We start from the raw sequence: 23,234 nt of genomic DNA, 5'->3' as shown, positions 1-23,234 counted from the left end.
GTCGGAAAAGGGCTGCAATTGCCTAGCTGTAATAGTCCTGAAGAGAACGAACTTCAAGTTCCTGCGAAATTGTGCTGATTGCTCCCACCGATGCGATCGATGCCGCAGCGGTGGTGTAATAGGGCACTTTGTTCTCCAAAGCGGCCTGCCGGATTGATTTGCTGTCGAGCAAAGACTGCCACCCCTCGGTCGTGTTGAAGATCAAGGCGATGTCGCCATCAATGATCCGGTCAACAATATGCGGCTGCCCTTCGGCGACCTTGTTCACCCGCTCAACATCCAAACCCTGCTGCGCCAGATACGCTTGGGTGCCAGCGGTGGCGACGACATCAAACCCTTGTTCAAGAAGGCTTTTTACGCCCGGCAGGATAACTGATTTGTCGGTGTTCTTGACCGATACAAACACAGTGCCGGATGTCGGCAGGACCATGCCTGCGCCCATTTGAGATTTAAGAAATGCGGTGTCAAAATTGCGATCAATCCCCATCACTTCGCCCGTTGATTTCATCTCAGGGGTCAAAACAGGATCGGATCCGGGGAAACGGCTGAAGGGGAACACCGCCTCTTTCACCGCCATATATTCAAGATCGCGCTTGAACGGTTCAAATTCGCTCAATGGAGTGCCCGCCATCACGCGCGCGGCAATTTTAGCGACGGGCTGTCCGATGGCTTTGGCGACAAAGGGGACTGTGCGGCTGGCGCGCGGGTTCACCTCGATAAGATAAACTTCGCCCTCTTTCACCGCGAACTGAACATTCATCAATCCGCGCACACCGAGCGCCATGGCAAGACTTTCGGCCTGCCGCTCCATTTCTGCAATAATATCAGCGGGCAGCGAATAGGCGGGCAAAGTGCAAGCGCTGTCGCCTGAATGAACCCCGGCTTCCTCAATATGCTGCATCACGCCTGCAATGCGCACTTCATTGCCATCGCACAAAGCATCGACATCGCATTCAATCGCATCGCGCAGATATTGATCGACCAGCACCGGGCTTTCGCCTGACACCTGGACGGCTGTGCGCATGTAGTCATCCAATTGCGCTTCGGAATCGACGATTTCCATCGCTCGCCCGCCCAGTACATAGGATGGGCGCAGTAGCACCGGATAACCGATCCGCGCAGCGACAGCGGCGGCTTCATCACGGCTATAAGCGATGCCGTTATCGGGCTGTTTAAGACCCAGCTGATTGACCAGTTTGGCAAAGCGTTCGCGGTCTTCGGCAAGGTCAATCGCATCAGGGCTGGTGCCAAGGATCGGAATGCCCGCATCCTCCAAAGCCTGAGCGAGTTTCAATGGGGTCTGCCCGCCAAACTGCACGATCACACCGACAAGCTCGCCCGATTGTTGTTCAACCCGGAGGATTTCGAGAACATCCTCGCCTGTCAGCGGCTCAAAATACAGCCTGTCGGACGTGTCGTAATCGGTTGAGACCGTTTCGGGATTGCAATTGACCATGATGGTCTCGAATGCTTCGGCAGGATTGGCACCCTTTGGCCATTCCTCGCCCAACGCAAAGCAGGCATGCACGCAGCAATAGTCAAACTCGATCCCTTGCCCGATCCGGTTCGGTCCGCCGCCCAGGATGACAACCTTGCGCCGGTCAGACGGTGCGGCCTCGCACTCGGCTTCACCAAAGCTCGGCGCTTCGTAGGTTGAATACATATACGGCGTGATCGCCTCGAATTCAGCGGCGCAGCTGTCGATCCGCTTGAACACGGGCAGCACACCAAGCCGCTGGCGCAGCGCGCGCACTTCGTCTTCGCTGGTGGCCCCGGCCATCGCCTGAAGCGCATCGTGCAGCAGCCCAGACCGGCGCGCCTGCGTTTCAGCTAGCCCGCCTTTCACTCCGACAGAGCGGACGGCAAGATTGGCGAGCCTTTGATCGGAGAAACCCATGGATTTCAGCCGCCGCAAACCTTGCGCATCCTGGGGCAGACCGTTTGTCGCAATATCCGCCTCAGCAGCAATAATCGCCTCAATCTGGCGAAGGAACCAGGGATCATAGCCGGTAAGCGCACCAATTTCCTCAACGCTCAATCCCTCGCGCATGGCCTGGGCCACTTTCAACAGCCTATCAGGCGTGCGCTTGGTGATGGCCGCCGTGACGACATCGCGCGACACGCCTTCAAGCTCTCGCACCCGGTTGAAACCGTCGAGCCCTGTTTCCAGCCCGCGCAGTGCCTTTTGCATCGATTCGGAGAAATTGCGCCCTATCGCCATCACCTCGCCCACCGATTTCATCGCGGTCGAAAGCGATGCCTGCGCGCCTTTGAATTTCTCAAACGCAAAGCGCGGGATCTTGGTCACGACATAGTCAATAGTCGGCTCGAAACTGGCGGGCGTTGCTCCGGTGATCTCATTGGTGATCTCATCCAGAGTGTATCCGACCGCCAGTTTCGCCGCGACGCGGGCGATGGGAAAACCGGTTGCTTTGGATGCAAGCGCCGAGGAGCGCGACACGCGCGGGTTCATCTCGATGATGATAAGCCGGCCATCTGCCGGATTGACCGCAAACTGCACATTCGATCCGCCGGTTTCCACGCCAATCTCGCGCAGGCAGGCGAGCGAGGCGTTGCGCATGATCTGATATTCTTTGTCCGTCAGCGTCAAAGCGGGCGCGACCGTTATGGAATCGCCGGTGTGAACCCCCATCGGATCGACATTCTCAATCGAGCAGATGATGATCGCATTGTCCGCTTTGTCGCGGACGACTTCCATTTCGTATTCTTTCCAGCCGAGCAGCGATTCTTCGATCAGCACTTCGGTTGTGGGCGAGGCATCGAGGCCCTCGGACACGATCTTGTCAAATTCGGCCTTGTTGTAAGCGATCCCCCCGCCCGTGCCGCCTAGGGTAAAGCTGGGCCGGATGATTGAGGGAAGACCTGTGCGCTCCAAAATCACGCGCGCTTCTTCCAGCGTGTTTGCCACACCCGAACGCGCGCTTTCCAGACCGATCGAATCCATCGCCTCGCGGAAGCGCTGGCGGTTTTCCGCCTTGTCGATCGCGTCCGCCTTGGCGCCGATCATCTCGACCCCGTGCTCGGTCAGCACACCCATTTCATCAAGTGCCAGAGCGCAGTTGAGCGCTGTTTGCCCACCCATGGTCGGCAGCAGAGCATCGGGCTTTTCCTTGGCGATAATCTTGGCGACAACTTCTGGCGTGATCGGTTCTATGTAAGTCGCGTCGGCAAATTCCGGGTCGGTCATGATGGTCGCTGGATTGCTGTTGACCAGAACGACGCGGTACCCCTCCTCTTTCAGTGCCTTGATCGCCTGTGTGCCCGAATAATCAAACTCACACGCCTGCCCGATAATGATGGGACCAGCGCCAATGACGAGGATTGAGGATATGTCGTTACGCTTGGGCATTATTGAGGGGTCTCATCATTCGAGGTGTCTGAATTGGGCTTGGAAGCCGGCTTAGCGGCGGGTGCGCTCACGGTGAAAGCGATCAGCCGCATGCCATCCTGCTGGCGCTCGCACCCGGCGCGCACGATTGCATCATGCGACACGGCCGCGCCGCGCACTCGGTAAAGCGCGGGGTCTTTGCCAAGGAAAAACGCGCCTTTTTCATCGACTGATTGCGCCATGAATTGATCGACAGCGGTGGAGGTTTCGTTGGTGCTGGTCATATTGCGCCGCCCCGCCTTTTCATCACTGCCCGCCACGCTGAGCGCATTGATTGCATCCAGATCAAGCTTGGTGATGTCATAAGTGAAGGTCGGCACCCAAACCCCGCTATCAATCCCCGCATTGCGAAAATCACGCGCCGACGTGGTCGAGGCCATGCGCGCGATGCACTCATCGGTGGATTCGGCAACATCGCGCCAGTCTTCGGGGAAGAGGATGGAGCAAGCCGGGAGAGTTAAGGGCAAAAGGAGGATGGCGAGGCGCACGCGCATTATGGCTGATCCCCCAGCCCCCCGACAAACTTCTCGAACAGGTAGAAGCTGTCCTGCGGGCCCGGGGATGCTTCGGGGTGGTATTGCACGCCGAATGCGCGCTTGCCTTTGACTGCGATCCCGCAATTGGAGCCGTCGAACAGGCTCACATGGGTTTGCTCCAGCGTATCGGGCAAAGTGTTCGCATCGACGGCAAAGCCGTGGTTCATGCTGGTGATCTCGACCACACCGGCGCTCTCACCCCAGCCTTCGCCCACGCGCTGCACGGGATGGTTTGCACCGCGGTGGCCCTGGTGCATTTTTACCGTTTTTGCGCCCGCTGCCAATGCGAGCATCTGGTGGCCGAGGCAAATGCCGAACATCGGCACATCGCGTTCGAGCAGAGCCTTGATAACCGGCACTGCATAAACCCCTGTTGCCGCCGGATCGCCGGGGCCGTTGGACAGGAACACGCCGTCAGGGTCCAGCGCGAGGATCTCTTCCAGCGCTGTTTTAGCAGGCACCACCGTCACACGCGCCCCTGCCCGCGCCAGATTGCGGAAGATGTTGTCTTTTGCCCCGTAATCAATCGCGACCACATGCGGCTTGTTCGACCAATCCGCTCGGCCATAGCCTGTGCCAAGCCGCCAATACCCGCCTTCCCATTTCTGCAAAGCTTGCCGGGTTGCGCGCGCAGCAAGGTCCATCCCTTCAAGCCCAGCCCAATCCTGCGCTTGAGCAAGCAGAGCGGGAATATCAAACTGGCCCGATGTGTTATGCGCAATCACTGCATTGGGAGCGCCCGATTTCCTGATACGCCGGGTTAAGCTGCGCGTATCAATGCCGGACAGGCCAATTTTGCCATGGCGCGCCATCCAATCGGTAAAGCCATCCATGCTGCGAAAATTCGAGGGCGCGGTGACATCCTCGCGCGTGATGCAGCCCACTGCGCTTTCTACAGACTTATCCACAGCGCTTTCCACATCTTCGCTGTTGGTTCCGACATTGCCGATATGCGGGAATGTGAACGTGACAATCTGCGCCGCGTAAGACGGGTCGGTCATCACTTCCTGATAGCCGGTCATCGCGGTGTTAAAGCACACCTCGCCAACGGCTGTGCCAGATGCCCCAAATCCGCGGCCCCACAGCACGCTGCCATCGGCCAGAACAAGACAACCTGTCGCGCCGTCAGGCTGCGCAGGGGGAGTGGCGGATGGGGCCATGGGGCGCTCCGTTCAAAAAGGTTTTTCCAGCAATGTCGCTAAGTCTCACCGGCTAAGCTTGCACATGGCCCGCGTCAACCTAGGTTTCCATCGCAATGTGCGTTAGGCCGCGCTTATGCATCCACTCATCCACAGCAAAGTTTGAAAACAGCCATGATCCGAGACGACATCAAAGCCGCCACCATCACCGCAATGAAAGCGAAAGAGAAAGAGCGCACCGCGACCCTTCGCCAGATATCGGCCAAGATTAAGGACCGCGATATCGAAGAGCGCACCTCTGGCAAGGACATCGACGATGATGCGCTGGTCACCAGTGTCTTGCAAAAGATGGCCAAGCAGCGCCGCGAATCGATTGAGATGTACGAAAAAGGCGGCCGCGCTGAACTCGCAGCAAATGAGCAGGCAGAGCTTGGCGTGATCGAGGAATTCCTGCCCCAGATGATGAGCGAGGCAGAAACCGCAGCCGCCATTGATGCGATCAAAACCGAGCTTGGCGCGTCCTCCATGAAAGATATAGGTAGCGTGATGGGCGAATTGAAAAAGCGCCATGGCGCCGTGCTGGACGGCAAGCTGGCGAGCGGAATGGTGAAAGCCGCGCTGTCTTGACCACAGACATATTCACACGCCCCGCTTGAATTGCGAGCGCGGCGGGCGCATTTTGTCGTTATGGCCATCACCCCGCAATGGAAAGACGAACTGCGCGCGCGCGTGACCTTGTCCACCATTGTTCAGCGCACGACCAAAATCGTCAAAAAGGGGCGCGAATGGGCCGGGTGCTGCCCGTTTCATGATGAGAAAACACCCAGCTTTTACGTGAACGATCAAAAGCAGTTCTATCACTGCTTTGGCTGCGGCGCGCATGGCGATGTCATCACATGGATGATCGAGCAACGCGGGCTTGGCTTTATGGATGCGATCAAGGAACTCGCGCTTGAAGCGGGCATGGAAGTGCCTGCGCCCGATCCTGTCGCAGCCAAGAAGGCGGAGAAACGCGCGGAGCTTGTCGATGTGACCACTGCCGCGCAGGATTGGTTTGTCGATAACTTACGCGGCGCGGATGGGCGCGAGGCGCTCGATTATCTCAAACGGCGCGGCCTGACGCGCGAGGTTCTCAACGAATTTGGCTTTGGCTATGCGCCTGAGAGCAAGCAGGCTTTGCACCGTGCCCTTGCCCGATATGATGACCAAATGCTTGCGACAAGCGGAATGCGCATCAACACCGATGATAGCAGCTCCTATGACAGGTTTCGCGGGCGGGTGATGCTGCCCATTCAGGATGCGCGCGGACGGGTGATCGCGTTTGGCGGGCGCATTCTGGCCAAGCGCGACGGCGTGGCGAAATATCTCAATTCGCCTGATACGCCGCTGTTTGACAAGGGCCGCACGCTTTACAACCTCCACCGCGCCTCCACCGCCTCGCGCCAGACGGGCCGCGTGATCGTGGTTGAGGGTTACATGGATGTCGTCGCGCTGCATCAGGCTGGCTTTACCGACAGTGTTGCGCCGCTTGGCACTGCCCTTACTGAAACGCAGCTCGAAATGCTGTGGCGCATGGTTGAAGTGCCAATCCTGTGCTTTGACGGAGACCAAGCCGGTCAGCGCGCTGCTATGCGGGCCATATCGCGCGCTTTGCCCATGCTTGCCCCGATGCGCTCGCTTGGCATAGTGCGATTGCCCGCAGGCCTTGATCCGGATGACCTTGTCAAACAGCAAGGCGCGCACGCGATGGAAAAGCTGCTGGCCAATCCGCAAAGCCTGCTCGATGCGATCTGGATTGCCGAACGCGATGCCCAATCGCTCGATACACCCGAAGCGAAAGCGGGGTTGAAAGCGCGGCTGATGCAGCATGTCGATACAATTGCCGATGGCGACATCAAAGCGCTGTACCGGCGTGAATTGCTCGATCGGTTTTCAGCATTCGCCTATCCCCCGCGCGAACCGCGCAAAATGAACAAAGGCGAATGGCGCGGCAAGGCTATGGCCCCTGCCCGTTTATCCAACGACGCGCGCGCTGCGCTTCAGGGGGTTTTGGCGAACAGCCTCGATAACAATCTTTTAAAGGCCGTGCTCGCCGGATTCCTGCGCCATCCCGACCAGATAGAGCGCCATTCCCGCGAGCTGATCCAGCTCGCTCAGGCCGACCCGCAAAGCACAGCTGCAATAGAATCGCTGATAGACCTGTCAGACACCCTTGATTCAGGCAGCGAAATGGCCATATCCTTAGATCAAGGCCAAATCGCCCCAGCGGATACTCGTAAATACGCCTTTCTCCGAGACGGCGCCCAACCCGCTGAAGCGCGCGATCAACTGGCTGAAGCTGTGTCGCTGCTGGCCCAAAAGCCAGCGCTCGAAGCTGCTATGGCAGCAACGGTCGCGCGTTTTGATGAGGATCCCGAAGGGGCCTTTGCTGAACAGGAACGGCTCCGCACACAGCTGACTTTAGTTAATGATCGTTTGAAAGCGTTTGGACGGCGCAACGCCTCTCCTGCCGATAGCGACGAAAGTGACACCACCCTGGCTGCCGATCAGGCAGCATCGGAATTAACATCGGCGCGGGCAGACGGTTCTGCTCAAGACCGGGCAATGGATTGATAGCGATATATGGCAACGAGCGCGAAATCTCAGGATAAAGAAGATGCTCCGCTGATTGACCTCAATGAGGCATCAATCAAAAAGCTCATCACCAAGGCAAAGAAGAAAGGCTATGTCACCTATGACGAGCTGAACGAAGCTTTGCCTTCAGGTGAAATGAGCCCCGACCAGATCGAAGATGTCCAGACCGCTCTGTCGGAAATGGGCGTGCAGATCGTCGAGAATGACGAGGAAGCAGAGGCCGAGGCGGAAGCCGAATCCGAAGTGGAAGAAATGCAGGTTGGTGCTGGCGACAAGAAAGACGCCAAAAAAGATGCCAAGCCTGCGGCCAAGAAAACCGGAACCGGTGACCGCACCGATGATCCGGTGCGCATGTATCTGCGCGAAATGGGCGCGGTGGAACTGCTCAGCCGGGAAGGTGAGATCGCGATTGCCAAGCGGATCGAATCCGGCCGCGACATGATGATCATGGGCCTGTGCCAAAGCCCGATCACGTTCCACGCGATCATCCAATGGTCCGAAGCGCTCAATGCAGAAGACATGCAATTGCGCGAAATCCTTGACCTGGACGCCATGCTTTCCAAGGAACCTCCGCCAGACAAGATGGAGGAGGAGAACGAGGAAGACGACGGCACAATCTCTGAAGAGACCGCTGGCCCCACCATCCGCGAGGATGAAGAGGTCGAGGATCACAAAGAGGAAGGCGAAGACGGCGAAGAGGGCGAAGGCTCTGAGAAAAAGCGCGACGATGAAGAGGAAGAGGACAACACTCTTTCACTCGCGCAGATGGAAGCCGCGCTTAAACCCGATGCGATCGAACGATTTGCGCGCATCACCAAGCTGTTCAAAACCTTTGAGAAATTGCAGGCTGAGCGCGTCGACACTTTGGCGGTTGGCAATGAATTTCCCAAGGCGAAAGAGAAGAAATACGAAAATCTTGGCGATGAGCTGACTGCTGAGGTGGAAAGCATGCAGTTCCACGCCACGAAAATCGAATTTCTGGTCGACAACCTCTATGCTTTCAATCGCCGCCTCACCGCGCTGGGCGGCCAGATGCTGCGTTTGGCGGAGCGTCATAAGATCAAACGGATCGATTTCCTCAAAAGCTATGTTGGCAATGAGCTCGATGACAGCTGGATTTACGCCAACGCCAAAAAAGATAAGAAATGGGCCGCTTTCGCTGAGAAAGAAGCCTCCGCCATCGAACGCATCCGCACCGAAATCGCTGATATTGCAGCGAACACCGGCATGGCGCTTCCCGAATTTCGCCGCATCGTGAACATGGTGCAAAAAGGCGAGCGTGAGGCGCGCATCGCGAAGAAGGAAATGGTGGAAGCCAACCTCCGTCTCGTGATCTCCATCGCCAAAAAATACACCAATCGCGGCCTGCAATTCCTCGACCTTATTCAGGAAGGGAATATCGGCCTGATGAAAGCGGTCGATAAATTCGAATATCGCCGCGGTTACAAATTCTCGACCTATGCGACATGGTGGATCAGGCAGGCGATCACGCGATCTATCGCTGACCAAGCCCGCACGATCCGTATTCCGGTGCACATGATCGAGACGATCAACAAACTCGTGCGCACAAGCCGCCAGTTCCTCCACGAGGAAGGCCGCGAGCCGACCCCAGAGGAAATGGCAGCGCGCCTTTCCATGCCGCTTGAAAAAGTGCGCAAGGTGATGAAAATCGCCAAAGAGCCCATCAGCCTTGAGACCCCCATCGGGGACGAGGAAGATTCGCATCTGGGTGATTTCATCGAGGACAAGAACGCGATCATCCCTGTGGATGCCGCCATTCAGGCTAACCTGAAGGAAACGGTCACTCGCGTCCTAGCCTCGCTCACCCCGCGCGAAGAACGCGTGCTGCGTATGCGTTTCGGCATCGGGATGAACACCGACCACACCTTGGAAGAGGTTGGCCAGCAATTCTCCGTGACACGCGAACGGATCAGGCAGATTGAGGCGAAAGCTTTGCGCAAGCTAAAACATCCATCGCGCAGCCGCAAAATGCGCTCGTTCCTGGATCAGTGAGAAAGGCAACATGATGAAAGCATTCACCCGGTTTGCGCTGCCAATGGCTGCTGCGATCACTCTGCCGCTGGCTTCGCCTGCGCTCGCTCAGGACGCGGCTTACGAAGCGCCAACTGATGAGCTGGTGGAAGCACAGGCCATTATCGAGGTGATGTTTCCAGCAGAAACACGCGAGGAAACAATGCTCGCAATGGCGACATCGATGGGCGAACAGGCAGCCCAAGGGATGATGCAGGGCCCCGTTTTTGAAGAACCGGGCATTCGGGCGATCATGGACCAGTTCTTGGCCGATCTGTCTGAGACCATGCGCCCGGTGATCGTAAAACATTTGCCCAGCATGCTCGATTCCACCGCGATTGCTTACACACGCGAATTTTCGCTGAGCGAGCTCCAAGACATCCGCGCCTTTGCAGAAACCGAAAGCGGCCGGCGTTACTTTTCCAGCTCGCAGCAGCTCTTGAACGATCCCATCGTTGCGGAAACCAACAGGACGTTTTTTCAGGACGTGTCCCAGCTTTCGCAGGAACGCTCAGCGGCGCTTGCTCAGGAAGTCGTCCAATATCTGCAAGACAACCCTGACGTGGTCGAACGCCTTGAAAAGGCCGGAGTTGGCGCTTCCAACTGATCGAGCTGATACAGGGTTCGCTTTTGCGGCGGGGAATGCAAAATGCCAACGACAATCGCCCCTAAGATTATAGCCATCGCCAGTCAAAAAGGCGGGTCTGGCAAAACCACTCTCGCTGTCCACCTCGCTACGCGTGCGGCGCAGGCTAAGCATGAAAGCTGCGTGATTGACACCGATCCGCAGGCAACCGCTGCCGCCTGGTCTGATTGGCGCGGGGATTTCCTGCCCGTTGTCGTGACCGCGCCCCCTGCCCGGCTTGGCCGCACCATCGAAAGCGCCAAGAAACAGGGCGTGGACTTTATCGTCATCGACACCCCGCCCCATGCCGATGCCGCCGCGCGAGAGGCGATCAAGGCGGCCGATATCGTCCTGATCCCAACAAAGCCGCGCGCCTTTGATCTCGCTGCGCTGGAGCCGATTGCGGATCTGGTGAATTTTGCAAACACTCCTGCTTTTGTGATTCTGAACGCGGTGCCATCGGGCGCAACCAAAATCTCTGCCGAAGCCAAGGACGCGGCGAAGGAAATCGGCCTGAAAGTCTGCCCGGTGGAACTGGGTGACCGCGCCGCTTTCCACCGCTCCAGCGCCAAGGGCGAAACCGCAGCAGAAATCAACCCGGACAGCAAAGCCGCCAAAGAGATCGACAAGCTATGGAAATGGCTCAGCAAAGAGCTGAAAAAGGCCGCGAAAGAGTAGCTGGGCGGCGAACAACGCAAAACTCGGTCTAAAACCGCAATATCCGGGGTGGAGCATTGCGCCTGCACCCACTATGTAGCGCCCATGCGCATCGCTATAGCATCAGACCACGCCGCAACGGACCTGAAAGCCGATCTTATCGAATGGCTTATCGAATCGGGTCACGAAGTTGCCGACTTAGGCCCCGACGCGGGCGAAAGCGTCGATTACCCCGATTATGGATATAAGCTCGCCGAAGTCTTGGCCGAGGGCGTCGCTGAAGCAGGCGTTGCTCTGTGCGGCAGCGGCATCGGCATATCAATCAGCGTCAACCGCCATCCCGCTGTGCGCTGCGCTTTGGTAGCGGAACCTTTGTCCGCTGCTTTGTCCCGGGAACACAATGATGCGAATTGTATCGCCCTTGGCGCGCGGATAATTGGCATCGAAATGGCCAAAGCCTGCGTATCTGCTTTCCTAGGGACCGAATTTGCCGACAAAGGCAATCCTGAAGGTCGCCATCAACGCCGGGTTGCAAAGCTCGGTCATCCGCCTGTTCACTCTGATACAATTGAGACCCTCCAATGAGCACAGCCCCGTCAGACGTACTCAACCCTATGGATGCATTCTGGAACGATGATCTGGCAGCCGCCGATCCGGAAATCGCAGCAGCGATTGGCAAGGAACTGGCGCGCCAGCAGGATAAGATCGAGCTGATCGCATCTGAAAACATCGCTTCGAAAGCGGTGCTGGAGGCGACAGGCAGCGTCTTCACCAACAAATATGCAGAAGGCTATCCGGGTAAGCGGTATTACGGCGGCTGCGATTATGCCGATGTGGTAGAAACCTTGGCAATAGACCGCGCCAAGCAATTGTTTGGATGCAATTTTGCCAATGTTCAGCCGAACAGCGGCAGCCAAATGAATCAGGCCGTGTTCCTCGCTATGCTTCAGCCGGGCGACACCTTTATGGGGCTGGATCTCAATTCTGGCGGGCACCTCACACACGGTTCGCCCGTCAATATGTCTGGCAAATGGTTCAACCCTGTCAGCTACGGTGTGCGTCGGGAAGACGAGATGATTGATATGGACGCGGTTGCCGCAACGGCGCGCGAACACAAGCCCAAGCTGATCATTTGCGGCGGCACGGCCTATTCGCGTCAATGGGATTTTGCCGCATTCCGCGCCATTGCCGATGAGGTGGGCGCCATTTTGCTCTGCGATATGAGCCATATTTCCGGCCTTGTTGCAGGCGGCGCGCATCCCTCGCCTTTCCCGCATTGCGATATCGTCACTTCGACCACGCACAAATCCCTGCGCGGGCCGCGTTCGGGCATCATCCTGTGGAATGACGAGAAATACACAAAACCGCTGAACATGGCGGTGTTCCCCGGTCTGCAAGGCGGACCTTTGATGCATGTGGTCGCCGCCAAAGCGGTGGCTTTCCGCGAAGCGCTTCGGCCCGATTTCAAAACCTATGCGCACCGCATCGTGGAAAACGCGCGCGCGCTCGCAGCAAGCCTTGAAGAGAACGGCCTGCGAATTTGTTCAGGCGGAACAGACAACCATTCCATGTTGGTTGATCTGACGGCGAAAGACGTGACCGGTAAGGACGCGGAAAAAGGCCTCGATCGCGCCTGGCTTACCTGCAACAAAAACGGCATTCCGTTCGATACGCGCTCTCCGTTTATCACTAGCGGTGTCAGGCTGGGCACGCCAGCGGGCACAACGCGCGGTTTTGGCCCTGCGGAATTCCGCCAGATCGGGGCGCTGATCGCCGAAGTGGTCGAAGGGCTCTCCAAGAATGGCCCCGAAGGCAACGGCCAGGTCGAAGAGCGCGTGCGCGGCGAAGTCGCCAAATTGTGCGCGGCCTTCCCCGTCTATCCTGACGCTTGATCGCCGCCGCCCATCATGCGTTGCCCCTTTTGCGCCAATGAAGACACACAGGTAAAAGACAGCCGGCCGACAGAGGACAACACCTCTATCCGCAGGCGGCGCCAGTGCAATTCATGCGGGGCGCGCTTCACCACCTTTGAACGCGTGCAATTGCGCGAGGTTGTGGTGGTGAAAGCGGGCGAGGACGGCGAGGATGCCCGGCGCGAACCGTTTGACCGGACCAAACTTGACCGATCCGTCGCGCTCGCCTGCCGCAAGCGCGGTGTGAGCCAGGAACAAATCGACCGCCTCGTCTCGGGCATTCAGCGCCAGGTGGAAACCGCAGGCGACGCCGAAGTGCCCTCTGCACGGATTGGCGAACTGGTCATGGACGGGCTGCGCGGGATCGACAGCGTTGCTTATATCCGCTTTGCCTCCGTTTACCGCGACTTTTCAGAAGCGCGCGATTTTGAGGAATTTGCGAGCACTGTCGCCGAAGCGGCCAAGGATTAAGGCATGGCCAGCAAGCCTGTCATCGTGCTGGTCCGCCCGCAATTGGGCGAGAATATCGGCAAGGCAGCGCGCGCAATGCTCAATTTTGGGCTGACTGAGATGCGCCTGGTTGAGCCGCGCGATGGCTGGCCGAACCCATCGGCAGGGCCATCGGCGGCAGGGGCGGACATCGTGCTGGACCGCGCCGAGGTGTTCGCCAACACTGCTGAGGCGGTCGCGGATTGCGAGCATGTCTATGCCACCACGGTGCGCAAACGCGGCGTGACAAAGCCGGTGGTGGGCGCGGATGAGGCAGCGCGCCTGATCCACAGCAAAGCAGGCCGCCACGCAATCCTGTTCGGGCCAGAGCGATCAGGATTGGAAACGGGCGATGTTGCGCTGGCGCGGCACATTCTCACTGTGCCGATCAATCCTGAATTTGGATCGCTCAATCTCGCGCAGGCGGTGATCCTTGCCTCTTATGAATGGGCGCGGATCGGGCGCGAACAGGCGGATGCTGGCGATCTGGTCCAGCCCACTGCGGAGGAAGAGGCGCTGCCCCCTGCCCCGCAGCATGACCTTGAAGGGTTGATCGCGCATTTTGAAAAGCTGCTCGATCCGTGTGGCTATTTCCTGCCCGAGGCCCGCCGCGAGGCGACGCAGCGCACTTTGCGCACCGTTCTGACAAAGCCGGGGTGGAACCACCTTGAGGTGCGGACCTTGCGCGGGATTTTGAGCACGTTGGAGCGCGGCCCACGCTAAGCGGGCTGTGTGGTGAGGGGGCAACGCGGCTGGGCAAGTTTCAGCGATTGGCAAACGGGCGATGGACAGGCCCTTGCGCACTGGGTAGCACCACCCCTCCCCCTATCTTTGTGAGAACTTTGATGAAATCTCCCATTTTCGCCGCAATCCTGCTGGCTGCACCTTTCGCTTTTGCCCCTGCCAATGCATTTGAGCCTGATGAGGCGAAACCCGCAGCTTCAGCCAAGAGCGAGGACAAAGACGCCAAGGACGAAGCCGCCGCTGGCGATAAAGACAAAGTGATCTGCCGCTATGTCCGGCTTGACACCAGCAGCCGGCGCAAAACCAAAGTGTGCCGCACCGAAGAAGGGTGGCGCGCGCTCAACAATCCGCGCTGATCGCGGGCGGCGCAAACCCTGCGGCTTGACTGCACGAACAGCCCTGTTATGGGGCGCGTTCGCAATTGGCTCCGCACCCCGGTGAAGCGGCGGCCCCATCCAGCATTTTGGCTGGGTGGTGCGATGCCGGGTTCAACGATTGCCACACGGGCAATCCAGCAAAATTGAAGGAAAGACATATGTCAAAGCGCAAAAGCGCCAAGTACAAGCTCGACCGCCGGATGGGCGAAAACATCTGGGGTCGTCCCAATTCTCCAGTGAACAAGCGCTCCTATGGCCCCGGCCAGCACGGTCAGCGTCGCAAAAGCAAGATGTCAGACTTTGGTCTGCAGCTACGCGCCAAGCAAAAGCTCAAAGGCTATTACGGCGATGTGACGGAAAAACAGTTCCGCTCCACCTATAAAGATGCCACTCGCATGAAGGGTGACACGGGCCAGAACCTTATCGGTCTGCTCGAACGCCGCCTTGATATGATCGTTTACCGCGCGAAATTCGCGCCGACGATCTTTGCCGCGCGTCAGATTGTGAACCACGGCCACATCTATGTGAACGGTGTGAAGTGCAACATCCCGTCGCGTCGCTGCGATCTGGGTGATGTCATCAGCCTGGGCAGCAAAGCCAAGGAAATGGCGCTGGTCATCGAAGCGCAAAGCCTGCCCGAGCGTGAAATTCCCGATTATGTCGTGCCCGAAGGCAATGACAAAGTCGCGTTCAGCCGCGTGCCCAAGCTTGACGAAGTGCCCTATCCGGTGACGATGGAACCGAACCTGGTGGTCGAATTCTATTCCCGCTAATTCAGGCGCATTTATGTAAAAAGGCCCCGCCATCCGATTGGATCGCGGGGCCTTTTCATTTTTGAGCCTCGTTAGAGAGGCTTATAAAATGCATCAGTCGCGCGTTTGATCCCAGATTTCAAATTCATATCGGATCGAACCTTCGACAAGCCGTTCCCAGATATCGCCAATGACGTCTGAGGGAATGCCGCGCGCCTCTGCATCATCGACCGCCGCAGCGATCACGCTGGCTTTGCGTTCTTCATCGCGAACCGCCTCGCGCACAGGTTTGATCCGGGCTGCCGCGCGCATATAGCCAAAGCGCCGATCAAGCAGCGCGACCAATTCCCTGTCAGTCGCATCGACCCCTTCGCGCACGTCGATCATGGTTTCACAAGTGTCGGGAGATTTGGGCATTTATCAGGAGCTTCCAAAATAGTTGCGCCGAAATTCGGCAGCGAATTCAGCAAATGTGCCCTGCCCAATGGCATCGCGCATCTTTTGCATCAAGGCTTGGTAAAAGGCGAGATTGTGTTCCGTCACCAGCATCGCCCCCAGGATCTCGCCCGATTTCTGCAAATGGTGCAAATAGGCCTTCGAATAATCGCGCGATGCGGCGCAATCGGATGCGGGATCAAGCGGCGCTGTATCCTCGGCAAAGCGGGCATTGCGCAGATTTATGGTGCCATTCGAGGTAAACGCCTGCCCATTGCGGCCTGAACGGGTTGGCAGCACGCAATCGAACATGTCGATACCGCGTTCCACCGCGCCAACCAGATCATCGGGCTTGCCCACGCCCATCAGATAGCGCGGGCGGTCTGCGGGCAATTGCGCGGGCGCATAATCGAGCACGCTGAACATCGCCTCCTGCCCTTCCCCCACGGCGAGTCCCCCCACCGCATATCCATCAAAGCCAATGTCAGCCAGTTTCTCAGCGCTGATCCGGCGCAATTCTTCGTCCAATGCGCCCTGCTGAATACCGAACAGGGCTGATCGCTGCGCATGCTCGCCGCCTTCATCGAAAGCATCGCGGCTGCGCTTTGCCCAGCGCATCGACATTTCCATGCTGGCTGCGATCTCATCACGCGGACGGTCTGCACGCGGGCATTCATCGAACACCATGACGATGTCAGAGCCAAGCAGGCGCTGAATTTCCATAGAGCGTTCAGGGGTCAGCATATGCTTTGACCCGTCAATATGGCTGCGAAATTCAACGCCTTTTTCGGTCAGCTTGTTAAGATCAGACAGGCTCATCACCTGATAGCCGCCGGAATCGGTCAGGATGGGACGATCCCACTTCATGAATTGGTGCAATCCGCCAAGCCGCGCAATGCGTTCAGCCCCCGGACGCAGCATCAGGTGATAGGTGTTGCCAAGAATGATGTCCGCACCCAGCGCGCGGACGTTTTCCGGCTTCATCGCTTTCACAGTGGCCGCGGTGCCCACGGGCATAAAGGCAGGCGTCTCAATTGCGCCGCGGTGCATTTCGATAGTGCCCCGGCGTGCCTTTCCATCTGTCGCGTGGAGAGTGAATTGGAACCGCTTACTCACGCAGCCGCCACCCAGTTTTAAAAATGAACGCGATCACGCCAACACACACAGTCAGAAATCCCAATGTCAGCCCCAAGGATACCAGAATCGACACATCGCTGGTGCCGTAGAATGTCCAGCGCAGCCCGCTCACCAGAAACGCAATCGGATTGGCAAGCGCAATCGTGTCCCACGGCGCTGGCAGCATATCGAGCGAATAGAACGTGCCGCCCAGAAAGGTAAGCGGCGTGAGGATGAGGACGGGGATAATGCCGAGCTTCTCAAAACTGTCCGCCCAAATCCCAAGGATAAAGCCGAACAGCGAGAAACTGGCCGCAACCAGCATGATATATCCCAAAGCGAACAGCGGATGCTTTATTTCGTAATCCACGAAAAGGGTCGCCGTGCCCAGAATGATCGCGGCGAGAACAAGGCTTTTGGTGGCAGCCGCCCCGACAAATCCGGTCAGCGTTTCCGCCACCCCGACGGGTGCGGATAGCAGTTCATAAATGGTGCCGGTAAAGCGCGGCATGTAAATGCCGAAACTGGAATTGCTGGTCGTCTCCCCCAGCAGGGTGAGCATAAGCAGGCCCGGAATGATAAACGCTGCGTATTCCACCCCGCCAATCGGCTCCATCCGGCTGCCAATCGCGGACCCGAACACGATGAAATACAAGGCAGTCGTCAGCACCGGAGCAAGGATTGACTGGAACGCCGTGCGCAAGGATCGCATCAACTCGCGCTTGTAGATCGACCAGGCTCCGCGAAAATTGAACCCCATCATGCCGCCCTGCCCTGTTCGGCTTGGGTCGGATGATCTTCCTCGCCAAGCAGGCTGACGAAAATATCTTCCAATGAGCTGTCGTGAATGTCGATGCCGACAAAATCTATCCCGGCACCGATCAATGCCTTGGTCAGCTGTGCAACCTCTGCCCGCCCGCTGCCGCTGCCATCGCCGCTATTGCCGCCGCGATAACAAATCTCGCGCCCTTCGTTGCGCAGTTCGGCGGGATAGTGGGCTATTGCGTCCGGCAAGGCGGCCAGCGGTGTGGCAAGCTCAATCACCGCCTCTGTCGTGCCGAGCCGTTCCATCATCGCCGCTTTATCATCGACCATCAGGATTTTGCCGCCGCGAATAATGCCGACGCGGTCTGCCATTTCCTCGGCTTCTTCGATGTAATGCGTGGTGAGGATAATTGTGACCCCGCGTTCTTTCAGCGCGCTGATCTGCTGCCACATGCCTTTGCGCAGTTCCACATCAACGCCCGCTGTCGGCTCATCAAGGAACAGCAATTCAGGTTCATGGGCCAGAGCTTTCGCGATCAAGACCCGCCGTTTCATCCCGCCTGACAATTCGCGGATCTGGCTATCGCGCTTGTCCCACAAGGACAGGCTCTTCAAAATCTCTTCGATGCGCGCTTTATCAGGGGCCAGGCCGAACAGGCCGCGCGAATAGGATACGGTACGGAAGACCGTATCGAACATATCCGTGCTCAATTCCTGCGGAACCAGCCCGATAGCGCGCGCGCTCGGCGCCAATCGCGCGATAGATCGTGGCCAAAAGCGGTGATGACACCGCCGCTTGGCCGGACCAGACCGCACACCGCGCCAATCAATGTCGTCTTGCCCGCGCCATTAGGACCAAGCAGCGCGAAAATCTCGCCTTTGCGAATGCTCAGATCGACATCGTCCAGCGCGCGCACCCCGCCTTTGTAAACCTTGGACAGGCGTTCGATTGTAAGGATCGGTTCGGACATGAAAGCGGACCTAGGGAAGCAGCAACGAAGAGTCACCATAGGAATAGAAGCGATATTTGTTTGCGATCGCATGGGCATAAGCAGCCATCATCCGATCGCGGCCCATCAGCGCGCTCACCAGCATCAGCAGGGTCGATTTGGGCAGGTGAAAATTGGTCATCAGGCCGTCCACTCCGTTGAACCGGTATCCGGGCGTGATGAAGATATCGGTGTCGCCTTCAAACGCGTTGATCGTCCGGTCGGGTGATGCAGCGCTTTCAAGGAGGCGCAGCGACGTGGTGCCTACCGCAATGACCCGGCGGCCATCGGCGCGGGCCCGGTTGAGCCTTTCAGCGGTTGCCGCATCGATCCGGCCAAATTCGCTGTGCATCTGGTGATCGTCGGTATCCTGCGCTTTCACTGGCAGAAACGTCCCAGCGCCCACATGCAAGGTAAGCGTTTCGCGCGCTATCCCGCGCGCATCGAGACTGCCGATCAGCGCATCGGTGAAATGCAAAGAGGCGGTAGGGGCAGCAACCGCGCCATCCTCCCGCGCAAACATTGTCTGGTAATCTTCAAGGTCGGCTTCATCCACGCCGCGTTTTTGCGCGATATAGGGCGGCAGCGGCATGGTGCCTGCACGCTCGAGCAGCACTTCAACCGGCTCATCACCTTCGAAAGAAAGCGTGATTGAACCATCGTCTGCGCGGTGCTCCGCAATTGCCGTCACCCCGCCGCCAAACACCAGTTGATCGCCCAGTTTCACCCGCTTGGCATTGCGGACAAAGGCCTGCCAACGGCGCAAATCGATGCGTTTGTGCAAAGTGGCACCGATCTTGGCCTCACCGCCTGCGCGGCGGCCTTCCAATTGAGCCGGAATGACGCGCGTATCATTGAACACCAGCACATCGCCGGGTTCCAAACACTGCGCCAGATCGCGCACGCCGGCATCTTGGAATGGGGCATCACTGCCGCGCACAACCAGCATTCGCGCCGCATCGCGCGGGCGCACGGGGCGCAGCGCTATGCGGTCTTGCGGAAGCTCAAAATCAAACAGATCGACTTTCATATGCCGAAGCCCCTAATCGCAGGCGGCGGCGCTGGAAAGTCCTGAGGACGCTTATTGCTCCAATGGAGCGTTCAGCAGATCAGCCGTGATCGTCTCTTCCACAGGGGGAGCAGGCGGCGCTGGCGGGGCGCGGTTGTCGCTGGCGAGCGAGGCTTGCACGATGCGCGTGGGGTTTTGCGGCGGCTCGCCCTTATTGATCGCATCGACGCCTGCCATATTATCAATCACGCGGCCAAAATTGGTGTAGCGTTTATCGAGGCTGAAACGCGGGTAAAACACGATGAAAAACTGGCTGTTGGCGCTGTTTTCTTCCGCAGCCCTGGCCATGGCGAGACTGCCGCGAACATGCGGCATGGGGTTAAATTCCGCTTCGAGGTCGGGCAATTCCGACCCGCCCTGCCCGGTTCCGGTTGGATCACCGCCCTGAGCCATAAATCCATCGATGACGCGGTGGAAAATAATTCCATCGTAAAAGCCGCGGCGAGTCAGTTCCTTGATCCGTTCGACATGCGTGGGCGCCCATTCAGGCATCAGGCGGATCGACACGCGTTCGCCATTGGATAAGTCCAGCACCCAAACATTTTCGGGATTGGCGCTCACATCATAATTGATCGGCGCATAGGTGCGCGGCGCGGTAGGCGCCTCGTCTTCGTCCTGTGCGGATGCAATTGACGGATTGAAAGCCAAAGTGAGCGCGGCCACTCCGGCGAGAAATGTCTTGGGCATGGCAAAAATTTTGATCGTTTGTTCAAACATGTGCGCGTCTTAACCAGAGCAGGCTGACACTTCAATGAATGATGCGAGCGCCGGGGGCAATAATCCCCGCGCTAATAATCCCTGCGCCAATAACCCCTGCGCTAGTAATCACCGCGCCTGCCGATCTTTTCCACCCGTGCGTTCACATCCTTGCAGATCTGCTCGCTCACAAATGGAGTGACATCGCCGCCATAAATGGCGATTTCCTTGACCAGCTTGGAGGCGATGGGTTGCAGGGACACATCGGCCATCAAAAAGACGGTCTCAATCTCTCCATCCAATTGCTGGTTCATGCCCGCCATCTGATATTCGTATTCAAAATCAGCCACAGCGCGAAGGCCCCGCACGATAACGCTTGCCCCTTGCGCGCGGGCGAATTTCATCAACAGCGCATCAAAGCCGACGACTTTAACATTATCGATCCCCATATCCGCCACTTCGCGCTTGACCATGGCGAGGCGTTCGTCGGTGGTGAACATCGGGTTTTTGGAAGGATTGGTGGTCACGCCAATGATAAGATCATCCACCAACTTTGCCCCGCGCCGGATGATATCGGCATGGCCCAAAGTGATCGGGTCGAATGTTCCGGGGTATATTCCGATGCGGCGTGTCATTCGCCAGGCCTCCATATTGGTACGTTTTCAACTGGCGATGGCACTTCACAAACAACGGCAACAGTGCCATTTTTGTCCACGCCCGATGCTAGACACTGTGTTTGTTGGTTTTCCCACATCCCGCCCCCACTGTCTGAATATCCAGCAAGCTTTACATGGTTCGTCCATTCCTCGTCATCGCAACCACCAACCTGCGTCATCATTGCTGTAAACTGATACGTCTCGCTATTCCCAAAGAACGAAGATGTAGCCTCTCGCTGAGTTGCAAAATTTGGCTCGAACATCCCGCAGCCAGCCAAGTCTGATCGGCCTAAGATATCACTCAAAACTTCCTGATCAGCAGCAGACGCACCACAGCTGCAAAGGGCAAAGCCTCCCAAAGCCCCCAAGAGCGCCCTCACCGGTCCCGCTCAACAATAAAGCGAGCCAGCGCGCGCAGCATATCCGCTTCTGTGCCGTAGGAACCAAGCCTTTCTACCGCCTGATCCACCAGCATCCGCGCTTGATCGCGGGCTTTGTCCGCGCCCATCAGGGTCACAAATGTCTGCTTGCCCTGGCTTTCATCCTTGCGCAGCGCTTTGCCCGCCTTTTCCTCATCACCTGACACATCCAAAAGGTCATCAGCAATCTGGAAAGCAAGGCCAATGTCACGCGCATAGGCCCGCAGGTTCGCGCGGCCTTCGGGCGGTACTTTGCCCAGCACTGCGCCCATTTCGACGCTGGCTGCCAGCAAAGCGCCCGTTTTCAATTGTTGCAGCCGCGTGATCGCCTGAAGGTCATATTCCACCCCTTCTTCATCGGCGACCATATCCATCATCTGACCGCCTGCCATGCCGCTCATCCCGCTCGCCTGGCCAAGTGTCGCGATCAATTCTGAGCGTGTGAACGGATCGGTGCTGGTCCCGCTATCGGCCAAAATCTCAAACGCCAGCGCATGCAGCGCGTCCCCGGCGAGCACAGCGGTTGCCTCATCAAATTTGTGATGCAGGGTTGGCTTTCCATGGCGCAGATCATCATCGTCCATGCACGGCAGATCATCGTGGATCAGCGAATAGACATGGATCGCCTCTATCGCCGCCCCTGCCCGCAAAGCCGCATCGCGCGACACGCCGAACAATTCCGCCGTGCTGACAAGCAGGAAAGGGCGCACCCTTTTGCCCCCGCCAATCGCGGCATAGCGCATGGCCTCTACCAGCCGGGCGCTGGTGTCATCTGGCACGGGTAGAAACGCATCAAAGACCGAATCCACTTCGGCCTGAACCCGTTTTAGCTCAGCTGCGAGCCCATCATTGGCAACCTCTTGCAACGCCACGTCAACCCGCCTTGTCGAACGGCGCAGTGCCCGATGGCGCGCCATCTGCGCCCGTCACAATCTTCTCAATCCGCGCCTGGGCTGCATCCAGCCGCTTCTGGCACGCCTCACGCAGGCGCTCGCCTTTTTCATACAGGTTGATCGACTGGTCGAGCGGAACATCGCCGCGCTCCAGCTGCTGCACGATCTGCTCAAGCGCGATCAACGCGTCTTCAAAGCTGAGCTGTTCAATTTCGCCGCCGCTTTGCGCGGAACTATTTGCCTCATCCATGCGCTCAAGCATTGAACATGCAATATCACCCGGTCAAGACCGGGACGAATGAAGGATAGAGACAAATGACAAATTACCTCATCGCCTTTGGCATTGCCGCCGTCACCTTTGGCGCGATGGATGCGATGTGGCTGAGCTGGGCCGGGCCAAATCTGTACCGCCCGATTATCGGCGAGATTATGGCCGATAATTTCAATATGGGCGCAGCCGGAGTGTTTTATGTCTTCTATCTGCTTGGCATGATGTGGTTTGGCATCAAACCCGGCCTTGAAAGCGGTGACTGGACCAAAGCCCTGCTCAACGGCGCGTTGCTCGGCGCGCTATGCTACGCGACTTTTGACTTGACCTCGCAAGCAGTTTTTAAGGTATGGGCCACGAAAATAAGTGTCATGGATATCTGCTGGGGCGCGTTCGCAACGGGCACGACCAGCGCGATTGCCACCTGGGCAACGCTTAAGATAACCAGCTAAACGGGTCAGGGATTGGGAGCGGAAGCATGTTTATTGGTCATTTCGCTCCCGCTTTCCTCGCCGCCTCTGTCACACAGCGCCGCGCCAATGGGCCGGGCATCGCCACCATGTTTGTGGCCGCGCAATTGGTGGATTGGGCGTTTTTCATCCTTGCCTTTGCGGGGATAGAG

23 protein-coding genes and 1 pseudogene are annotated in these 23,234 nt (G+C 57.9%); 12 read left to right on the top strand and 12 right to left on the bottom strand.

The features are described 5' to 3' along the window. Nucleotides 1-22: 22 nt before the first annotated feature. Genes carB through carA form a run of 3 tightly spaced genes read right to left on the bottom strand, consistent with a single transcriptional unit; the run spans nt 23 to nt 5,105 of the window. Entirely contained in the window at nt 23-3,370 is a 3,348-nt protein-coding gene (carB, locus tag AC0V6W_RS00120) for a carbamoyl-phosphate synthase large subunit (protein ID WP_486145988.1), read from the bottom strand. Further along, on the bottom strand, nt 3,370-3,903 hold the full coding sequence (locus tag AC0V6W_RS00115) for a hypothetical protein (RefSeq protein WP_486145986.1): 534 nt from the start codon (nt 3,901-3,903) through the stop codon (nt 3,370-3,372). Before AC0V6W_RS00115 ends, carB begins: the two co-directional genes overlap by 1 nt. After that, nucleotides 3,903-5,105: a glutamine-hydrolyzing carbamoyl-phosphate synthase small subunit gene (gene carA, locus AC0V6W_RS00110; protein WP_486145984.1), complete on the bottom strand. Its 1,203-nt coding sequence runs from the start codon at nt 5,103-5,105 to the stop codon at nt 3,903-3,905. The genes AC0V6W_RS00115 and carA overlap by 1 nt, the downstream gene beginning before the upstream one ends. 153 nt (nt 5,106-5,258) lie before the next feature. Between carA and AC0V6W_RS00105 the strand changes: the two genes are divergently transcribed. From AC0V6W_RS00105 to rpsD, 11 genes are all read left to right on the top strand, one after another. After that, nucleotides 5,259-5,711: a GatB/YqeY domain-containing protein gene (locus tag AC0V6W_RS00105; RefSeq protein WP_486145982.1), complete on the top strand. Its 453-nt coding sequence runs from the start codon at nt 5,259-5,261 to the stop codon at nt 5,709-5,711. Nucleotides 5,712-5,771: 60 nt separating this feature from the next. Then, nucleotides 5,772-7,697 (top strand): DNA primase, encoded by a 1,926-nt coding sequence (gene dnaG / locus AC0V6W_RS00100; protein ID WP_486145980.1) that lies wholly within the window; start codon nt 5,772-5,774, stop codon nt 7,695-7,697. 9 nt (nt 7,698-7,706) lie between these two features. After that, the gene (gene rpoD / locus AC0V6W_RS00095; RefSeq protein WP_486145978.1) at nt 7,707-9,731 is read left to right on the top strand and encodes an RNA polymerase sigma factor RpoD; all 2,025 of its coding nucleotides are present in this window, start codon (nt 7,707-7,709) and stop codon (nt 9,729-9,731) included. 10 nt (nt 9,732-9,741) lie between these two features. Continuing rightward, nucleotides 9,742-10,356, top strand: coding sequence for a DUF2059 domain-containing protein (locus AC0V6W_RS00090; protein WP_486145976.1), 615 nt, complete (start codon nt 9,742-9,744; stop codon nt 10,354-10,356). A 42-nt stretch (nt 10,357-10,398) separates the two neighbouring features. After that, the gene (parA, locus tag AC0V6W_RS00085; protein WP_486145974.1) at nt 10,399-11,052 is read left to right on the top strand and encodes a ParA family partition ATPase; all 654 of its coding nucleotides are present in this window, start codon (nt 10,399-10,401) and stop codon (nt 11,050-11,052) included. Nucleotides 11,053-11,136: 84 nt separating this feature from the next. Further along, on the top strand, nt 11,137-11,616 hold the full coding sequence (locus tag AC0V6W_RS00080; RefSeq protein WP_486145972.1) for an RpiB/LacA/LacB family sugar-phosphate isomerase: 480 nt from the start codon (nt 11,137-11,139) through the stop codon (nt 11,614-11,616). Next, a complete protein-coding gene (glyA, locus tag AC0V6W_RS00075) occupies nt 11,613-12,923 on the top strand; it encodes a serine hydroxymethyltransferase (RefSeq protein WP_486145970.1) in 1,311 nt (436 codons plus the stop codon). The genes AC0V6W_RS00080 and glyA overlap by 4 nt, the downstream gene beginning before the upstream one ends. A gap of 15 nt (nt 12,924-12,938) precedes the next feature. Continuing rightward, nucleotides 12,939-13,415 carry a transcriptional regulator NrdR gene (gene nrdR, locus AC0V6W_RS00070; RefSeq protein ID WP_486145968.1) on the top strand — a complete coding sequence of 159 codons (477 nt, stop codon included), beginning with the start codon at nt 12,939-12,941 and terminating at the stop codon, nt 13,413-13,415. A 3-nt stretch (nt 13,416-13,418) separates the two neighbouring features. Next, nucleotides 13,419-14,156, top strand: a complete 738-nt coding sequence (locus AC0V6W_RS00065) for an RNA methyltransferase (protein ID WP_486145966.1) — start codon at nt 13,419-13,421, stop codon at nt 14,154-14,156. A 122-nt stretch (nt 14,157-14,278) separates the two neighbouring features. Continuing rightward, complete coding sequence (locus AC0V6W_RS00060; RefSeq protein ID WP_486145964.1) at nt 14,279-14,533, top strand: hypothetical protein; 255 nt, start codon at nt 14,279-14,281, stop codon at nt 14,531-14,533. Between the two features lie 179 nt (nt 14,534-14,712). Continuing rightward, nucleotides 14,713-15,327, top strand: a complete 615-nt coding sequence (rpsD, locus tag AC0V6W_RS00055; protein WP_486145962.1) for a 30S ribosomal protein S4 — start codon at nt 14,713-14,715, stop codon at nt 15,325-15,327. Nucleotides 15,328-15,420: 93 nt separating this feature from the next. Here the strand turns inward: rpsD and AC0V6W_RS00050 are convergent, their stop codons facing one another. From AC0V6W_RS00050 to AC0V6W_RS00010, 9 genes and pseudogenes are all read right to left on the bottom strand, one after another. After that, nucleotides 15,421-15,723 carry a chorismate mutase gene (locus tag AC0V6W_RS00050; protein WP_486145960.1) on the bottom strand — a complete coding sequence of 101 codons (303 nt, stop codon included), beginning with the start codon at nt 15,721-15,723 and terminating at the stop codon, nt 15,421-15,423. Nucleotides 15,724-15,726: 3 nt separating this feature from the next. Beyond that, nucleotides 15,727-16,857 carry a tRNA guanosine(34) transglycosylase Tgt gene (tgt, locus tag AC0V6W_RS00045; protein ID WP_486145958.1) on the bottom strand — a complete coding sequence of 377 codons (1,131 nt, stop codon included), beginning with the start codon at nt 16,855-16,857 and terminating at the stop codon, nt 15,727-15,729. Further along, entirely contained in the window at nt 16,850-17,617 is a 768-nt protein-coding gene (locus tag AC0V6W_RS00040) for an ABC transporter permease (protein ID WP_486151392.1), read from the bottom strand. Before AC0V6W_RS00040 ends, tgt begins: the two co-directional genes overlap by 8 nt. Further along, nucleotides 17,617-18,593: pseudogene (locus AC0V6W_RS00035) on the bottom strand (ABC transporter ATP-binding protein). Before AC0V6W_RS00035 ends, AC0V6W_RS00040 begins: the two are co-directional and overlap by 1 nt. Before the next feature lie 10 nt (nt 18,594-18,603). Then, entirely contained in the window at nt 18,604-19,641 is a 1,038-nt protein-coding gene (queA, locus tag AC0V6W_RS00030; protein ID WP_486145956.1) for a tRNA preQ1(34) S-adenosylmethionine ribosyltransferase-isomerase QueA, read from the bottom strand. A 51-nt stretch (nt 19,642-19,692) separates the two neighbouring features. Next, nucleotides 19,693-20,367 carry a peptidylprolyl isomerase gene (locus tag AC0V6W_RS00025; RefSeq protein ID WP_486151390.1) on the bottom strand — a complete coding sequence of 225 codons (675 nt, stop codon included), beginning with the start codon at nt 20,365-20,367 and terminating at the stop codon, nt 19,693-19,695. Between the two features lie 131 nt (nt 20,368-20,498). After that, complete coding sequence (coaD, locus tag AC0V6W_RS00020; protein ID WP_486145954.1) at nt 20,499-21,011, bottom strand: pantetheine-phosphate adenylyltransferase; 513 nt, start codon at nt 21,009-21,011, stop codon at nt 20,499-20,501. A gap of 397 nt (nt 21,012-21,408) precedes the next feature. Further along, entirely contained in the window at nt 21,409-22,323 is a 915-nt protein-coding gene (locus AC0V6W_RS00015) for a polyprenyl synthetase family protein (protein ID WP_486145952.1), read from the bottom strand. A gap of 1 nt (nt 22,324) precedes the next feature. Continuing rightward, on the bottom strand, nt 22,325-22,594 hold the full coding sequence (locus AC0V6W_RS00010) for an exodeoxyribonuclease VII small subunit (protein ID WP_486145950.1): 270 nt from the start codon (nt 22,592-22,594) through the stop codon (nt 22,325-22,327). 65 nt (nt 22,595-22,659) lie between these two features. Here AC0V6W_RS00010 and AC0V6W_RS00005 point away from each other — a divergent pair, with 65 nt between their 5' ends. Further along, on the top strand, nt 22,660-23,064 hold the full coding sequence (locus AC0V6W_RS00005; protein ID WP_486145948.1) for a DUF2177 family protein: 405 nt from the start codon (nt 22,660-22,662) through the stop codon (nt 23,062-23,064). The last annotated feature ends 170 nt before the right edge of the window (nt 23,065-23,234 follow it).

Source organism: Erythrobacter sp. JB1-7, from assembly GCF_057365015.1.
This window is presented reverse-complemented; position numbering and strand designations above follow the sequence as displayed.

Bases quoted from the DNA above. Each gene is read 5' to 3' on its own strand.
- carB (WP_486145988.1), bottom strand. From the start codon at position 3,370: ATGCCCAAGCGTAACGACATATCCTCAATCCTCGTCATTGGCGCTGGT.
- AC0V6W_RS00115 (WP_486145986.1), bottom strand. From the start codon at position 3,903: ATGCGCGTGCGCCTCGCCATCCTCCTTTTGCCCTTAACTCTCCCGGCT.
- carA (WP_486145984.1), bottom strand. From the start codon at position 5,105: ATGGCCCCATCCGCCACTCCCCCTGCGCAGCCTGACGGCGCGACAGGT.
- AC0V6W_RS00105 (WP_486145982.1), top strand. From the start codon at position 5,259: ATGATCCGAGACGACATCAAAGCCGCCACCATCACCGCAATGAAAGCG.
- dnaG (WP_486145980.1), top strand. From the start codon at position 5,772: ATGGCCATCACCCCGCAATGGAAAGACGAACTGCGCGCGCGCGTGACC.
- rpoD (WP_486145978.1), top strand. From the start codon at position 7,707: ATGGCAACGAGCGCGAAATCTCAGGATAAAGAAGATGCTCCGCTGATT.
- AC0V6W_RS00090 (WP_486145976.1), top strand. From the start codon at position 9,742: ATGATGAAAGCATTCACCCGGTTTGCGCTGCCAATGGCTGCTGCGATC.
- parA (WP_486145974.1), top strand. From the start codon at position 10,399: ATGCCAACGACAATCGCCCCTAAGATTATAGCCATCGCCAGTCAAAAA.
- AC0V6W_RS00080 (WP_486145972.1), top strand. From the start codon at position 11,137: ATGCGCATCGCTATAGCATCAGACCACGCCGCAACGGACCTGAAAGCC.
- glyA (WP_486145970.1), top strand. From the start codon at position 11,613: ATGAGCACAGCCCCGTCAGACGTACTCAACCCTATGGATGCATTCTGG.
- nrdR (WP_486145968.1), top strand. From the start codon at position 12,939: ATGCGTTGCCCCTTTTGCGCCAATGAAGACACACAGGTAAAAGACAGC.
- AC0V6W_RS00065 (WP_486145966.1), top strand. From the start codon at position 13,419: ATGGCCAGCAAGCCTGTCATCGTGCTGGTCCGCCCGCAATTGGGCGAG.
- AC0V6W_RS00060 (WP_486145964.1), top strand. From the start codon at position 14,279: ATGAAATCTCCCATTTTCGCCGCAATCCTGCTGGCTGCACCTTTCGCT.
- rpsD (WP_486145962.1), top strand. From the start codon at position 14,713: ATGTCAAAGCGCAAAAGCGCCAAGTACAAGCTCGACCGCCGGATGGGC.
- AC0V6W_RS00050 (WP_486145960.1), bottom strand. From the start codon at position 15,723: ATGCCCAAATCTCCCGACACTTGTGAAACCATGATCGACGTGCGCGAA.
- AC0V6W_RS00040 (WP_486151392.1), bottom strand. From the start codon at position 17,617: ATGGGGTTCAATTTTCGCGGAGCCTGGTCGATCTACAAGCGCGAGTTG.
- queA (WP_486145956.1), bottom strand. From the start codon at position 19,641: ATGAAAGTCGATCTGTTTGATTTTGAGCTTCCGCAAGACCGCATAGCG.
- AC0V6W_RS00025 (WP_486151390.1), bottom strand. From the start codon at position 20,367: ATGCCCAAGACATTTCTCGCCGGAGTGGCCGCGCTCACTTTGGCTTTC.
- coaD (WP_486145954.1), bottom strand. From the start codon at position 21,011: ATGACACGCCGCATCGGAATATACCCCGGAACATTCGACCCGATCACT.
- AC0V6W_RS00010 (WP_486145950.1), bottom strand. From the start codon at position 22,594: ATGGATGAGGCAAATAGTTCCGCGCAAAGCGGCGGCGAAATTGAACAG.
- AC0V6W_RS00005 (WP_486145948.1), top strand. From the start codon at position 22,660: ATGACAAATTACCTCATCGCCTTTGGCATTGCCGCCGTCACCTTTGGC.